We start from the raw sequence: 15,692 nt of genomic DNA, 5'->3' as shown, positions 1-15,692 counted from the left end.
AAAGGAGTAATAAAATTTATGTCGTTTAAAGCGGCAGCAAAGTCTAAAGAAAAAGCAAAGTCTAAAGAAGACATGGGGAAATCCTCAATAATTTCTAAATATTCTAGACTTTTTTCATTGAGCGGCGCTAAAGCGTTTTGCATTTCGGGGGCAATTGCGCGCTTGCCAATGTCAATGATTGGTTTGGGAATTGTTTTGGCATTAAACCATTTGTATAACAATTGGACTGTAGCTGGAGCAATGGCCGCATCCTACGTTCTTGCGCAGGCTGCAGTAACGCCAGTTTATGCAAAACTTTTTGACAGATTTGGTCAGCGAAAAGTTGGTGTTATTGCGCTTAGTGCACAGGTTATTGCAATGATTTCGTTTGCGTTTGCAGCCTTGTTTAGAGTTCCGCTAGCGCTGCTTTTTGTTCTTGCGATTGCGATGGGAGTTACGCAATTTGCTTTTGGAGCGTTAGTGCGTACGCGCTGGGCCTACACTTTGCGCGCTGAAGATGACGATTCGTTGCTAAATGTTGCGTATGCGCTTGAGTCTGGAATTGACGAAATCGTGTTTATTCTAGGCCCTATTTTGGCCGCATGGCTGGCTACTTCTGTGCACCCAGTTTCTCAATTATTTGTGCCAGTTTTAGCGAGCGGACTGGGTGGAGCATGGTTCTTTTCGTTAAAAAATACTCAGCCTGCAGTGCTTAAAATCGTGGAAGTGCCAACGGCTGCAGCCGAAGATGTAGACGTTATGATTGCATCTCAAAAAGAAAGCGAAATCTCTGCAGACGAATCAGAATCGCAAAAACAAAATTCTAAGCGCAAGTTTATTGACAAATTCAGTCTTAAACAATTGCATAATCATCATGCAAAAAAGAGCGGTAAAAACGTGCTTTTATACCGTGGAATTATTCCTCTTGTGCTCATGTTTGTTGTGTTCAACATGAGCTTTAGCGCGTTTGACGTGTCTGTTACGGCTGCAATGAAATCGCAAGGTCTTGATCATTTTATTGGTATGCAGTTGGCACTTTTTGCGTGCGGATCTCTTGTGGGCGCAATAATTTTCGGCTCGCACAAATTCCGCGGATCTAACTGGTCGCATCTTATTGTATTTTTGACGGTGCTGACTATTGGTTACGTGCTTATGAGCTTGAATATTGACAGGCTTATGCTTATGAGCGTTTTTGAGGTGCTTTCTGGACTTTGCGTATCACCAATTTTCGCAACTGGAAATCTTATTGTGAAGGCAACTGTACCTGAAGAATCGCTTACGGAAGGTCTTTCGTGGCTGCCGACAGCTTCTGCGGTAGGAGCATCTCTTGGGTCGATGGCGGCAGGTACTGCAATTGACGCATGGGATTCGCACGGCGGAATGATGGTTCCGTGGATGTCTACGCTGGTTGCAATTCCTATAGCCGCGTTTGGTTGGTTTATTGTGGTTGTGCTTAAACGACCTAAACAGCGCAAGTGTGAGTAGTTTATGTCGGTTTAGAAGCAAAAGCTGAGTTGAGTCCTAACGGTACACTAGGAAGAAGTGCGCAATAGCGCAAGATGTAGTGAGATGAATATGACAACTGAATTAAAAAAGAATACAGAAACCCGCAAAGAAAAGGGTAATTCCTCGCGTCGCAATGCAAATGCGCTGCCTCCTGTAGTGAACGATCAGCGTGAAGGAGCGCTTATTGCTCCACCAAAATATCGCAAAGGTTCAATGCGAATCGTTCCTCTTGGCGGTTTGGGTGAAATCGGCCGAAATATGAACGTAATTGAATATAACGGCCACATACTTCTTATTGATTGCGGTGTGCTATTTCCTGAAGAAGAGCAGCCGGGCGTTGATTTGATTTTGCCTGATTTCCACTATATTCAAGATCGTCTTGATAAGGTTGAAGCTTTAGTTTTGACGCACGGTCACGAAGATCATATTGGTGGCGTGCCGTATCTTCTTAAGATGCGACCGGATATTCCGCTGATTGGCTCTAAGCTTACTTTGGCTTTTGTTGAAGCAAAGTGCCAGGAGCATCATATTGAGCCGAAACTTACTCGCGTTGAAGGCCGCGATAAGATGAAAGTTGGTCCGTTTAATCTTGAGTTTATTACGGTGACGCATTCGATTCCGGATGCTCTTGCTGTTTGTGTTAAAACTCCTGCTGGAACTTTGATTGATACTGGCGACATTAAGCTTGATCAGCTTCCTCTTGACCATCGTATTACTGATTTAGTTGAGTTTGGGCGTTTAGGCGAGCAGGGTATTGATTTACTTATGGCTGATTCCACAAACGCTGAAGTTCCGGGATTTGTGAAGCCTGAAACCTCGATTGGCCCGGCTTTGGATCGCGCTTTTGCTGAAGCTACGCGCAAAATTATTGTTGCCAGCTTCTCAAGTCATGTGCATCGCGTGCAGCAAGTGGTTGACGCAGCTCACAAGTTTGGCAGAAAAGTTGTGTTTGTTGGCCGTTCTATGGTTCGCAATATGTCTATTGCCGCAGACCTTGGTTACTTGCATATTCCTGAAAACACGGTTGTGGATTTAAAGCAGGCCAAGGATGTTCAAGACGACAAGCTCGTGTACATGTGCACCGGTTCTCAAGGAGAGCCAATGGCAGCTCTTGGGCGTATTGCGGACGGAAATCACCGAGATATTACTGTTAATGAGTTTGACACTGTTATTCTTGCAAGCTCGCTTATTCCAGGAAACGAGCACGAAGTTTATAAGGTTATTAACAAGCTTGTGCAGTTGGGTGCTCGCGTAATCAACAAAGATAACGCTGCAATTCACGTGTCTGGTCACTGCAACGAAGGCGAGCTTTTGTACTTGTACAACATTGTGAAACCAAAGTGCGCTATGCCAATTCACGGCGAGCATCGTCACTTGGTTGCAAACGGATTGATTGCTGTAAAAACTGGCGTTGATCCAAAGAATGTTGTTTTGGCAGAAGATGGTGACGTGGTTGATTTGTACCACGGAAACGCTGCAGTCGTTGGTTCTGTTCCTTGCGGATACGTTTATGTTGATGGCGATTCTGTGGGTGAGCTTACAGATGAAGAGCTTGAAAAGCGCAGAATTTTGGGCACAGAAGGCTTTGTGTCGAGCTTTGTTGTGGTTGATACCGCCAATGCGAATGTGGTTTCTGGTCCGAAGATATTCTTGAACGCTGTTGCTGAAGACGAGGCTGATTTTGAGAAGGTTCGTCACCAGATTGTTGAGCAGTTGCAGGATGCGATGATGCGCGGTGAACATGATACTTATAAGTTGCAGCAGATTATGCGACGCACTTTGGGTAGTTGGGTTGCTCGCGCTTTGCGCAGGAAGCCAATGCTTGTGCCGGTAGTTGCGGATATTGCAGAAAATAATCAAATATAATAAAAAATATCAAAAATAAAGAAAATATTCGCAATTATTCGTAAATAGCTGAAAATAATCGTAAATATAATCAAAAATAAGAAAAATATAAGGAAGGTATATATGCCAGGAGCAAATCTGACTCGCGTAGAAGCTGCGGAACGTTTCGACGCTATCCAAATGCCAATTCATTACGATGTTGCGCTTGATTTAGGAAAGGGCGGCCGCGATTTTAAGTCGCGCACAAAGATTGAGTTCGACGCTAAAGCTGGAGAGTCAAGCTTCCTCGATTTGATTGCAAACAGCGTTGAATCCGTGGTGTTAAACGGCACTGCTCTTGACGTTTCTAAAGTTTTTGCAGACAGCCGAATTGCGCTCGAAAATCTTCTCGAACACAATACTGTAGAAGTTGTAGCAAACTGCCAGTATTCCAACACGGGCGAGGGCTTACACAGAAGCGTCGATCCTTCCGACGGAAACGTTTATTTGTATACTCAGTTCGAAGTTCCGGATGCTCGCCGCGTTTATGCTGTGTTTGATCAGCCAGATTTAAAGGCTGTTTTTGACTTTAGCGTGGACGCTCCAGAAAGCTGGATTGTTACTTCCAACATGCCAGCTGCCAGCGAAACCGTGCTGGAAGGTCGCAAGACGGAAGATGGCACTTTGGAAAATGGCGATGTTGAAGGCATGAAGCGCTGGGTATTTGAGTCAACTCCAAAAATGAGTTCTTACTTAACTGCTATTTGCGCAGGCCCTTACGCGCAGTGGCACACAACTTACAACAACGAAGACGGTCGCGTAGTTCCAATGGCAATGTACTGCCGCCAAGCACTTAAAGACGCTTTTGCAAAAGACGTTGACTACTTGTTCGATATTACGAAGAAGGGCTTTGCCTTCTACGCTAAGACTTGGGGAGTGCCATACCCGTACGCAAAGTACGATCAGATTTACGTTCCAGAATACAACGCTGGAGCTATGGAAAACATTGGTATGGTTACCATTCGAGACCAATACGTGTTTGAATCCAAAGTTACGGACGCTTACGCTGAGCGCCGCGTTGTAACCGTTTTGCACGAGCTTGCGCACATGTGGTTCGGTGACTACGTAACTATGAAGTGGTGGAACGACTTGTGGCTTAACGAATCCTTCGCAGAATTCACTTCTACTCTTGCAACCGCTGAAGCAACCGAATGGCACGACGCTTGGAGCACTTTCAATTCCGGCGAAAAAAGCTGGGCGCTTAATCAAGATCAGCTTCCAACAACGCACCCAATCGTGGCTCCAATCAACGATTTGAACGACACTTCCGTCAACTTCGACGGCATCACTTATGCAAAGGGCGCTTCCGTTTTGAAGCAGCTCGTAGCTTACGTTGGTCGCGAAAAGTTCTTTGAAGGAATCCACAATTACTTGAGCAAGCATGCTTACAGCAACGCTACTTTGGCTGATTTGCTTCAAGAACTTGAGCTTACAAGCGGCCGCGATTTGAAGGCGTGGAGTGCTCAGTGGCTTGAAAAGGCTGGAATTAACACGATTTCTACCGAAGTTGAAGAAGCAGGTGATGGCACTATTGCTTCCTTGCGTTTGCGTCAGAGCGCGTCGGCTGAGCATCCTGTTTTGCGCGCACACCGCTTGGCTGTTGGCTTCTACGATTTGGACGAAGAAACTGGCGAAATTAAGCGCACGAAGCGAATCGAACTCGACGTAGACGGCGAAGTTACGGAAGTTGTGGAGGCTCGCGGATTGCAAAGGCCTGCGCTTATCCTCGTAAACGACGACGACTTAACTTACACGAAGCTACGTTTCGACGAAAAGTCGCTTGAATTTGCTGCCGAAAATTTGTATCGTTTCAAGGATTCTTTGACTCGCTCGCTTATTTGGCTCGCATTGTGGGATATGACTCGCGACGCAGAATTCCCAGCAGAACGCTTTGTGGAATTAAGCCTTAAAGCTTTGGCAACTGAGCGCGAATCAACTACTTTCCGCTATGCTCTTGGCCAAGTAAAAGTAACTGCAAGCCACTACGTAGTTCCAGAGCGTCAAGCAGAAGTCGCAAAGCATGTTGCTCACGAATTGTGGCAGTTGGCTTTAGCGGCTAACGCAGGCTCGGATGAACAGTTCCAGTTGCTCAAGGCTTATCTTGGATACGGCGAAGTTGGAGATACTGAGTTTGTGCGCGTCGCCCGCGGTTTGCTCGACGGTTCCGTGAGCTTGGAGGGCTTGGAAATCGACAACGACTTGCGTTGGAGTATTCTTATTGCGCTCGCAGGCGTAAACGCTTTGGACGAAGCTGGAATTGACGCTGAACTTCAAAAGCGAGACACGACTGAGAATCGTGAGTATGCATATCAGGCTCGTGCAGCTCGCTCAACTGCAGAAGCTAAGGATTGGGCTTTTGAACAGGCTTTGCGCAATCTTGATTTGACTAATATGCAGATGGGCGCTGTGGTTGCTGGTTTTGCAAGCACAGCTAAAGGCGATTTGGTTAAGCCTTATGTTGAGCGCTACTTTGCGGAAGTTGAGTGGATTTGGAAGAATCGCACATTCCATATGGCTGAGGCTTTGATTGAGGGCTTGTATCCTGTGTATGCACCGGTTGAGGAACTGGTTGAGCGCGGTGAAAAGTGGCTTGAGGAGCATAAGGATGCGGATCAGGCTTTGCGTCGCATGGTGCTCGGCGGTCTCGATTCTTCTCGCCGCACGCTTAAAGTGCAGCGCTACAACGCTTCCTTGCGCTAGCGCGTCATGTAATGCTACGAGTAAGATGGCAAGCAGTGTGTGACGCGCTAGTAAGCAATGTTGTCTGCTTGCGCGCAAAGAAAGTGATTTTTGCGAAAGAGGCTTTATTATGCCAAGGATGTTTGGTACGGATGGCGTGCGTGGATTAGCAAATCGCGATTTAACAGCGCAACTTGCGTTAGATTTGGGTGATGCTGCAGTTCGAGTTTTAGGAGATAAGCACGCGCCGGTTGCATCTAGCTCTAATGAAAGCGAACCTTCCTCTCACGCTCGTCGCCGCGCGCTTATTGGCAGAGATACGCGCGTTTCCGGAGATTTTCTAGCTTCTGCGCTCGCTGCAGGCATGAGCGCCGGTGGTTTTGATGTTATCGATGCCGGAATTATCCCAACTCCTGGAGTTGCATTCTTAACTTCCGTGCTAAACGTTGAAATGGGTGCTGTTATTTCCGCCTCGCATAATCCTATGCCAGATAACGGCATTAAATTCTTTGCGCGCGGCGGTTTTAAGCTTCCAGATAGCAAGGAAGATGAGATTGAGGCTGTTCTTGGTCAAGATTGGGAGCGTCCAACAGGAGCTGGTGTTGGTCGAGTCAGCCATGACACTACTACCGCAACAAATCTTTATATTGATCACTTGGTTTCTGCTGTTGCGCCTTTAAGCAATGGTTCTACTACGCGCCCAAAGCCGCTTGCGGGTTTGCGAGTTGTGGCAGATTGCGCAAACGGCGCTACTTCCGTTGTTGCTCCTGAAGCTCTTCGCCGTGCTGGTGCGGAAGTAATCGTAATTAACGCTTCTCCTGACGGCTACAATATTAACGATCATGCAGGCTCGACTCATCCTGAGCAGCTGCAAGCCATGGTTAAAGCTTCTAAGGCTGATTTAGGCGTGGCTTTTGACGGTGACGCCGACCGCTGCTTAGCTGTTGACGAGAACGGCAATATGGTTAATGGCGATCAGATTATGGGCATTCTTGCGCGCGCAAAGCAGGCTGAAGGTAAGCTTAATCACGATACGCTTGTTGTAACCGTAATGAGCAATCTCGGCTTAAAGCTTGCTCTTAAAGATATGGGTATTGCAACCGTTCAAACAAACGTCGGCGATCGCTACGTTTTGGAAGAAATGCTTAAGCACGATTATTCACTCGGCGGCGAGCAGTCTGGTCACGTTATTAATCGCGAATTTGCAACCACTGGCGATGGCACTCTTACAGCTTTGACTTTGTGCCGTGAAGTTGTGCGTTCAGGCAAGAAACTTTCGCAAATGGCAGCTGACTTCCCTCAGCTTCCGCAGGCTCTTGTAAACGTGCCAAATGTAGACAAAATGGCTTCCAAAACTAACGCAGCCGTGCTTGCAGCAGTGGAGAAAGAGTCGAAACTTTTGGGAGATACTGGTCGCGTGCTTTTGCGCCCTAGCGGCACTGAGCCTCTTGTGCGCGTTATGTGCGAGGCTGCAACTCAGGCTCAAGCGGATGAGGTTTGCGCTCGTCTAGCTCAAGTTGTGGTTGATAATCTGAAGCTATAAGCTTACTTATTTTTTGCGCCTGCTATTTGCTTACATTTTAGTAGGCTCTAGCAGTGCGCAAATAATTTTGATACACTTATATCTTTAGTGCGGCTTTCAAATTCTGCTCGCGGCATGCAAATTTTGTAGATTTTCGCGTTACTGTGCGCGTTACTTAAAACGGTGAAAAGGAGTCCTATGTTTACGCATCACGCAAGTGTCGATACTAAGCTCAGTCGCGCTGTTGAGCGCTTGCTTGATTCCGCTACAGAAGATGGTATTTTGCCGATTGTGCAGGCTGGTGAGCCTGTTTTGCGCCAGCGCACTGTGGCATATGACGGCCAGCTTACGCGTGCAACTCTTACTAAGCTAATTTCGTTAATGCATAGCACAATGTTGGAGGCTCCAGGCGTAGGTTTGGCTGCTCCACAGATTGGTTTAGGTCTTGCGATTGCTGTTATTGAAGATCATGTTCGTGACGATGAAGACGATCCTCGAGACATTGCAGAGCTTCCATTCCGTGCTATTATTAACCCTCACTACGAGCCGATTGGCACTCAAACCCGCAGTTTTTACGAAGGCTGCTTAAGCGTTTCTGGCTATCAGGCTGTTCGCCAGCGTTGGCTTGACGTTCAGGCAACCTGGCAGGATGAAGACGGCAAACAACATTCCGAGCGTTTGCACGGTTGGCCTGCACGTATTTTCCAGCACGAAACTGATCATCTTCGCGGCGAACTTTATATTGATCGCGCGGAAATGCGTTCGCTTTCCACCGACGAAAATCTTGAAGATTATTGGGCGGATGAAGCAGTTCCAGTAGCTGCTGCTCGTACGCTCGGTTTTGCAATCTGAATATTTTTTATTCTTTTATTCTTCTGTAATAATCGTAACTAGAATATCGTTTTTTATATTTTAGAAAATTATTTGCGATATTAAGTTTGTTCATTGCAATAGTGGTAATAGAATATTTGTATGCGTTTTTACTTTTTAAGGTATGCGCGCGTGATTGTTACGTTATTAAAGAAGGATTGAAGAGTGAAAGTATGTAATAAATGCGGTACTCAAAATATTGATGCTGCAAAATTCTGCAAAGGATGCGGTAATAAATTAGAGGCATCGCAAGGTGCGCCAGCTCAGCAAGGTGCAGGCATGCAGATGCCACAAGGTGCAGGCATGCAGATGCCACAAGGTGCACAGATGCCTCAAGGTATGCGTCCAACTAATCAGCCAATGCGCGCACCTATGAATATGCCAAATAATATGCCGATGCAAGCGAATATGAATGCGCAAATGCAGGCTCCTAATCAGGCTCCGATGGGAAATATGCAAGAGCAAGCACAGGCTCAGTACACTACGCAGTTCCCTGTGCAGCACCCTAATCAGGCTCCAATGCAGCAGCCAGCTCATGCTCCTGTTAATGCTCCTATGCAAGCTCAAGAGCAGTACACTACTCAGTTCCCAGTGCAGCGTCCTATGCATGCTCCGACTCAGCTTAATCCAATGAATGTTGATCAGACGCAGAAGTTTAATCAGCCTAATAGTGAGCCTGCTTCTAACTTGCAAAATTTGGTTGCAGAATCGGAAAATAAGCTTGATAAGCCGGTTGAAGAAGTTAAGCCAGTAGAAACTAAGCCGGTTGAGGAAGTCAAGCCGGTTGAGGAAGTTAAGCCGGAAGAAACTAAGCCGGTTGAAGATGTGAAACCAGAAGTTTCCGCTAAGCCGGAAGAGTCTGCTAAGACGGAAGAATCTGCTAAGCCGGAAGAATCTGCTAAGCCGGAAGATTCCTCTAAACCAGAAGTTTCTGCTAAGCCAAATGAGCCTGCTAAGGCGGATGCTAAACCAACTAACGAACAGCAAATTCATCAGCCTATGCCGGGTCAGCCTATGAATGGTAAGCCTGCACCTGGAAATCCTATGCCAGGAAATCCTATGCAGGGCAATCCTATGCCAGGAAATCCTATGCAGGCTCGTCCAGGTCAACCGATGCCTGGCCAGCCTATGGGAAGGCCAGGTCAGCCAATGCAAGCTCGTCCAGCAAATCCTATGCAGGGTCGTCCAATGCCTGGCCAGCCAATGCCTGGTCAACCAATGCCTGGCCAGCCTATGCCAGGCCAACCTATGCAGGGTCGCCCGGGTCAGCCTATGCCAGGCAATCCTATGCAGGGCCGCCCAGGCCAACCAATGCCGGGCCGTCCAATGCCAGGTCAGCCTATGCCGCATCCTATGCCAGGGCATCCAATGCCAGGCCAATTTGGTCACCCTGTAAATCAGCCGCATCAAGGACAAGAAATTAACTTCTTTGTTTGGGTTATGAATGTTTTGAAGCAGCCTTCTCGCCAATACAATGTGTCTACGTTATACGCCGGTTGTGTTTTTGCTGTAAGCGCATTGCTGTCTGGCATTCAGTCATATTTAACAGCGCACTATGGTGTAACTGCATTAAGTTCCTTGATTAGCTCAGGTGGCAATTTTGGAACTTCGTTTGCGCAGTCAGCAAGTTTTGCAAGCGGAATGCCTCCTATTTCCGTCTTCATTGCTCAGCTTGTGTCGTCGATTCTTTTCACATATATAACTTTCGCTGTGGCGATTATGGGTGCAAAAATGTTCGGAGACGAAATTCCTATTCCTATTTTGCACATGCAGTTTGCGCACAAAATGATTCCTATAGTTGCAATTCAGATTTGCGCAGTGCTTCTAAGCGTTGTTACATTAGCAGTTCCTTCTATTTTTGTGCAGAGCTTTGCTTCAATTTTGTTGTTGCTGCTACCGTTCTCGTTTGTAAGCCATTCGAGATACACGCGCAAGATGGACCGCGGATGGATGTGGATTATCTTCGTATTTACTGTGGTTGTTATTTTCGTAATTTTGTACGTAATGACTGCAGGAATAGTAGGAAGTATGATGTCTTAACGCTTCTTTAGCTAACAAAAAGCCGACCCCGCAAAATCGTAGGGCCGGCTTTTTGCATATAGAAGTTATAAGTGTGCATATGTTATACTGGCATACTGTATGTTTTCATACTATATACAATTATTTTTTCAATGAGGAAAGGTAGTCGATGACGTTTATCTCTCGTGCAATACGCTACATTCTGAGGAAACGAATAAAAACATTAATAGTTTTCATTGTTCTATTTCTTATTTCAACATTATTATTTGCAATTTCTGCCGTTTCGAGTGCCGCTAATAAAGAAGTGCGAAAAGTTGAATCGCAAGCAGAATCTAGTTTCGTACTTGCAAATAATCCGCAAGTAAATCCTGGAACTCCTAGAGGAGCTGGAACTGTAAAACCTAAAGATGTGCAAGCAATCGCAAAGTTGCAGGGAGTTGCATCGTACGTAGTTCGCCAAAATGTAACAGCTGATTTGGTTAATGCCAAAGCTGCGAGAATTCCAGGCGTTCAGGATTATGATCAAAAGCGCGAGCAGCAGTTTGGAAATGCAGTTAATATTGAGGGAACAAATAATTCTACTGCTCTTAATGCGTTTAAAACAAAAGCAATAAACGTATCTAAAGGTAAGCATTTGCTCTCTAGCAATGTTCATGCATCTCTTATTCATGAAGATCTCGCTAAAGCTAATGGATTACATGTAGGAGATACTCTTACACTTCGCGCTAATCCTTACGATGCCGACAATATTAAGCAATCAACCGCAACTGTAAAAACTCGTATTGTTGGAATTTATTCGGGAGCAAATAAGCGACAAGTTGCAACTAGGGCGGAACTTACTGCCAATACTGTGTATACAGATTTGCAGACTACGCGCGAATTGTATAAATATAATCCAGGAAAAGAAATATATCAGGACGCAAGTTTTAGGGTGAAGCGCGGTGAGGATGCGGATAATATTATGGCGCAAGCCGCCAAATTGCCTATTGATTTGCAAAATTATCAACTAACTCGTGATGATCAGTTCGTTGCTGGCTTATTGAGAGTCGCTAAAGGCGTTCATTCAATGATGACTATTACGACTATTGCTGTAATATCTTTCGCTATTATTGCGCTTGGATTGGTGCTTTTGTTGTGGATGAATGAGCGGCGCCATGAGATTGGTGTATTTACTGCGATTGGCAACAGCAAGCTGTCTATAGTTTGTCAGTACGTTAGCGAGGTTCTACTTATTGCAATACCTTCGCTAGTTGTTGGATACTTTTTTGCAAGAATCATAGCTCCGTGGATGAGTGCTGCGGCTCTCGGATCCGTAAAATCTGCTGCTGCTGATGATTTGAGCACTATGGGTCAAGCTGGCGGGAATCTTGAATCAACTTTGGCAACTAGAACTTTGGACAAACTTATTGTGCAAGTAGACTTACAGTGCTTTGTTGGAGTTTCTGCAATAGTATGCGCTGTAGTTGTTGCTGTAGTAGTGCTGTCTTATTTGCCAATTATGTGCAAATCTCCTCGAGAACTGCTTGGATTGCAAAAATAAAATATTGCGTATTTTTAGCAAGTTTTAGCAAATTTTCGCAAAGTTTATCAAGTTTATAAAAGTTTATTGGGAGCGATTATGAGTGTTGATGTAATTTCCCTATGCTCTAGAGCGTGGCTTGCAATATTTCGCAAGCCTCGACGCAACGCAATAATTGTGCTGATTATGACTCTTGTTTTAAGCGCGCTAGTTTCGCAAGCTGGCATTAGTGCTTCCGTTGATGATGCTAGGAATCATCTTCAATCCAGTATTGGTTTAGGTTTTACTGTACGAGCAAAAACGCGCGGTGAAACTCTTCCAGAGAAAATGAATGCAAATTCTAATTCTGTTGCTACGTCTAATTCCCCAATTCCGCAAGATTTGGATGCGAATGAAGGAATTGACTCTAGTCAAATTCGTAAATTTGCTGCGATTCCGGGCGTAAAAACTGTAGTGGAAGAGCGCGATGTTTTAGCTACGCCTGTTGGAAAGCAAATTGTGCTTCCCTTACAGGGCCCTCGACTAGACGATGATGTTTTGGTTCATGCTGCCGGAATTACTGGCACAACAGATTCTCGATTATCTCAAGGTTTTCAAGAAGGATTGTACCGTTTAGAGCAGGGTGAGCATATTACTAATCGTTCTGCGGGTAGAGCAATAGTGCATCGTGATTTTGCTAAGAAGAATAATCTTAAGATTGGCTCTACTATAACTCTTAAGCAGGGGTTTAATGTAAAAGTTAGCGTTGTTGGCATTTTTGCCGGCAAATTGCAAACTAAGGGAGCTCTTCCTTCGGATGCTTCAGAAAATCGCATATTTACTGACTTAAGTTCGGCTTTGTTTTTAGCTGGCTCTGCTAAGCGAAGTGTTCTGCGCTGTGTTGTTGAGCGTTCTGATTTATTAGCTAATGCAATACGGCAGTCTAAAACTATTGCCGGAAAGTGGGCGGATGTAGAGCAGAATGCTTCGCAATTGTCTGGTGTAATAAACTCAGTTAATTCTGTACAACAACTTGTGCAAATGATTTTCGTTGCGCTAAGTTTCGTTGGCGTTTTAGTGCTTGGACTTGTACTAGTGTTCTGGGTTAGGGCACGTATGCACGAGATTGGCGTACTTATGTCTATTGGATTGTCGAAAGCAGTAATAGTTAGCCAATTGCTTGTTGAAATAGTGATACTTAACATTGTGTCATTTATTATTTCGCTGGGCTTGGGTGCTGCTTTTTCTGGAGTTATTGGTTCTGCGATTTTGCATAGTGCAAATTCGTCATTTATTGCGGATGGTGTTGCAGTATTGCCTTTGACTCAAACATTTATTGCTTTTGTTATTGGTTTGCTTATTTCAATAGTGGCGTTAATTATTTCTGTAATACCTATGTTTATAAAGAAGCCTCGGCAAATACTAAGTGCTATGAGTTAGCAGATAAATCTAGTTGCAAATGCGCATTTTTTGCTGAAATCGTAATCATGCAAATCATGCAAACGCACAAATCGTATTTAAATAATGCAAGAATAAGGAGATTATTATGTCGGATTTATTGCAATTAAAAAATGTGAAGTACACTTATGGACCTGCAAATATTGCAGTACTAAATGACGTTAATGCGGAATTTGAAACTGGCAAAATGTACAGCATTATGGGAGCTTCCGGAGCTGGAAAGTCTACTATGCTTTCGCTTTTAGCTGGATTAGATACTCCGTATAGTGGAGAAGTGCTTTTTAACGGTGAAAATATTGCAAAAACAGGATATTGCGGTCATCGCAAAAAGCATATCTCGCTTGTTTTCCAGAATTTTAATCTTATTGACTATTTGACACCATTAGAAAATTTGCGATTAGTAAATTCGCGTGCGGACGCTCAAGTTCTAGTAGATCTTGGGTTGACGGAGGAAGAAGTAAATCGCAATGTTACGCAACTTTCCGGCGGACAGCAGCAGCGTGTTGCAATTGGGCGAGCTTTGGTATCTTCTGCGCCGGTAATTTTGGCTGATGAGCCTACGGGCAGCCTTGACCCTGCAACAACTAAAGAAGTTATTTCAATATTAAAGAATCTTGCTAGCGAGCATGGCAAATGTGTGATTGTTGTTACGCACGATTCGAAAGTTGCGTCTGAAGCTGATGTGAAATACGTGCTAGAAAATAAGAAGCTGACGCGACAGTCTGCTTGATTAATAAAAAAGCCGACCCCGCGAAATCGTAGGGCCGGCTTTTCGTTAGAGTAGCTTAGCTTATCTTAACTTAGCTGCAAATCAGATGTGGAAGTAAAGCTCATACTCCAAAGGCGTTGGAGCCAAGCGAGCCATATCCATTTCACCATGCTTCAAATCAAGCCAAGTATCAATCAAATCGCTAGTAAACACATCGCCTTGCATAAGGAAGTCGTGATCTTCTTCCAAAGCCTGCAAAGCCTCACCAAGCGAAGAAGGAACCTGCTTAATTCCATCGTGCTCTTCTGGAGGAAGCTCGTACAAATCCTTATCAACAGGGGCAGGAGGCTCAATGTGGTTCATAATGCCATCCAAGCCTGCCATCAGCTGAGCAGAGAATGCCAAGAATGGGTTGCAAGAAGGATCAGGAGCGCGGAACTCAATGCGCTTAGCAGCAGGAGCATCTCCAGCAAGAGGAATACGAATAGCTGCAGAACGGTTACGAGCAGAGTAAACCAAGTTGACTGGAGCTTCGTAGCCTGGAACCAGGCGATGGTAAGAGTTAAGCGAAGGATTCGTAAATGCAAGTACGGAAGAAGCGTGCTTAATCAAGCCGCCAATGTACCAGCGCGCAATATCGGAAAGCTGAGCATAACCAGTTTCCGCATAGAACAATGGCTTGCCGTCTTTCCAAAGCGACTGATGGCAGTGCATGCCGGTGCCGTTGTCTCCAGCAATTGGCTTAGGCATAAAGGTTGCAGCCTTGCCTGCCAAAGCAGCGGTTTCGTGAACCACATACTTGTACTTCATCAAATCGTCGCCAGCGTGAACAAGCGTATTGTAACGGTAGTTGATTTCCTGCTGACCTGCACCGCCAACTTCGTGGTGGGAGCGCTCAAGAATCAAACCAACCTTTTGAAGATTGTAAACCATGTCGTCGCGCAAATCTTGGTTGTGATCAACAGGCGGAACAGGGAAGTAGCCGTGCTTTACGCGATTCTTAAAACCAATGTTGTTGCTGCCATCGTCTTCGGTATCAATGCCCGAATTCCAAGGAGCTTCGTTAGAATCAACCTCGTAGAAGGAACGCTGCATGTCGTTTGCAAAACGAACCTTGTCGAAAATAAAGAACTCGGCTTCCGGCGCAAAGCTTGCGGTATCTGCAATTCCGGTAGCCTTCAAATAAGCTTCAGCTTTAATAGCAACCTGACGAGGATCCCTAGAATAAGGCTCGTCTGTTACAGGGTCCACAATCGAAAAAGCAACGTTTAAAGTCTTATGCTTGCGGAATGGATCAATATAAGCAGTATCAACATCCGGAATAAGCTTCATATCGGATTCGTTAATAGCCTGGAAGCCCTGCATTGAGGAGCCGTCAAAAGCCATTCCGTCAGTAAATGCGCTGTGCAAGAACTCGTCGGCTGGAACGGTAAAATGCTGCTGCACGCCAATCAAATCAGTAAATCGCACAGAAACATACTCGATGCCTTCCTTTTCAATAAGGGCTGCGGCGTCTTCTTTCGTTTGCAAAGTGGTCATGGAAACACATTCCTTTCTTAAAACTCATT

The 15,692-nt window shown here is 45.3% G+C and carries 10 protein-coding genes; 9 read left to right on the top strand and 1 reads right to left on the bottom strand.

Annotated elements, in window-relative coordinates:
• Positions 1-18: 18 nt before the first annotated feature.
• From NG78_RS05640 to NG78_RS05680, 9 genes are all read left to right on the top strand, one after another.
• Positions 19-1,464 (top strand): MFS transporter, encoded by a 1,446-nt coding sequence (locus tag NG78_RS05640; protein ID WP_004133688.1) that lies wholly within the window; start codon positions 19-21, stop codon positions 1,462-1,464.
• A 90-nt stretch (positions 1,465-1,554) separates the two neighbouring features.
• Entirely contained in the window at positions 1,555-3,351 is a 1,797-nt protein-coding gene (locus tag NG78_RS05645; RefSeq protein ID WP_004133687.1) for a ribonuclease J, read from the top strand.
• Positions 3,352-3,453: 102 nt separating this feature from the next.
• Entirely contained in the window at positions 3,454-6,069 is a 2,616-nt protein-coding gene (gene pepN / locus NG78_RS05650) for an aminopeptidase N (protein ID WP_004133684.1), read from the top strand.
• 109 nt (positions 6,070-6,178) lie between these two features.
• A complete protein-coding gene (gene glmM, locus NG78_RS05655) occupies positions 6,179-7,591 on the top strand; it encodes a phosphoglucosamine mutase (RefSeq protein WP_004133683.1) in 1,413 nt (470 codons plus the stop codon).
• 177 nt (positions 7,592-7,768) lie between these two features.
• The gene (locus tag NG78_RS05660) at positions 7,769-8,422 is read left to right on the top strand and encodes a peptide deformylase (protein ID WP_004127356.1); all 654 of its coding nucleotides are present in this window, start codon (positions 7,769-7,771) and stop codon (positions 8,420-8,422) included.
• 183 nt (positions 8,423-8,605) lie between these two features.
• Positions 8,606-10,480 carry a hypothetical protein gene (locus NG78_RS05665; protein ID WP_004133680.1) on the top strand — a complete coding sequence of 625 codons (1,875 nt, stop codon included), beginning with the start codon at positions 8,606-8,608 and terminating at the stop codon, positions 10,478-10,480.
• A 148-nt stretch (positions 10,481-10,628) separates the two neighbouring features.
• Entirely contained in the window at positions 10,629-11,999 is a 1,371-nt protein-coding gene (locus NG78_RS05670) for an ABC transporter permease (protein ID WP_004133678.1), read from the top strand.
• A 78-nt stretch (positions 12,000-12,077) separates the two neighbouring features.
• Positions 12,078-13,397, top strand: a complete 1,320-nt coding sequence (locus NG78_RS05675) for an ABC transporter permease (RefSeq protein ID WP_004133677.1) — start codon at positions 12,078-12,080, stop codon at positions 13,395-13,397.
• Between the two features lie 106 nt (positions 13,398-13,503).
• Entirely contained in the window at positions 13,504-14,145 is a 642-nt protein-coding gene (locus NG78_RS05680) for an ABC transporter ATP-binding protein (RefSeq protein WP_004133676.1), read from the top strand.
• Between the two features lie 81 nt (positions 14,146-14,226).
• Here the strand turns inward: NG78_RS05680 and glnA are convergent, their stop codons facing one another.
• A complete protein-coding gene (gene glnA, locus NG78_RS05685; protein WP_004127691.1) occupies positions 14,227-15,663 on the bottom strand; it encodes a type I glutamate--ammonia ligase in 1,437 nt (478 codons plus the stop codon).
• Positions 15,664-15,692 lie beyond the last annotated feature (29 nt).

This window comes from Gardnerella greenwoodii 00703Dmash (assembly GCF_000263635.1).
Taxonomy (GTDB): Bacteria; Actinomycetota; Actinomycetes; order Actinomycetales; family Bifidobacteriaceae; genus Bifidobacterium; species Bifidobacterium greenwoodii.
Note: the sequence above shows the minus strand (reverse complement) of the source record. Positions and strands in the feature narration are given on the sequence as shown.

Excerpts from the sequence above, each read along its gene's own strand:
- NG78_RS05660 (WP_004127356.1), top strand. The coding sequence starts at position 7,769 with ATGTTTACGCATCACGCAAGTGTCGATACTAAGCTCAGTCGCGCTGTT.
- NG78_RS05680 (WP_004133676.1), top strand. The coding sequence starts at position 13,504 with ATGTCGGATTTATTGCAATTAAAAAATGTGAAGTACACTTATGGACCT.
- NG78_RS05645 (WP_004133687.1), top strand. The coding sequence starts at position 1,555 with ATGACAACTGAATTAAAAAAGAATACAGAAACCCGCAAAGAAAAGGGT.
- NG78_RS05675 (WP_004133677.1), top strand. The coding sequence starts at position 12,078 with ATGAGTGTTGATGTAATTTCCCTATGCTCTAGAGCGTGGCTTGCAATA.
- NG78_RS05670 (WP_004133678.1), top strand. The coding sequence starts at position 10,629 with ATGACGTTTATCTCTCGTGCAATACGCTACATTCTGAGGAAACGAATA.
- pepN (WP_004133684.1), top strand. The coding sequence starts at position 3,454 with ATGCCAGGAGCAAATCTGACTCGCGTAGAAGCTGCGGAACGTTTCGAC.
- NG78_RS05640 (WP_004133688.1), top strand. The coding sequence starts at position 19 with ATGTCGTTTAAAGCGGCAGCAAAGTCTAAAGAAAAAGCAAAGTCTAAA.
- glnA (WP_004127691.1), bottom strand. The coding sequence starts at position 15,663 with ATGACCACTTTGCAAACGAAAGAAGACGCCGCAGCCCTTATTGAAAAG.
- glmM (WP_004133683.1), top strand. The coding sequence starts at position 6,179 with ATGCCAAGGATGTTTGGTACGGATGGCGTGCGTGGATTAGCAAATCGC.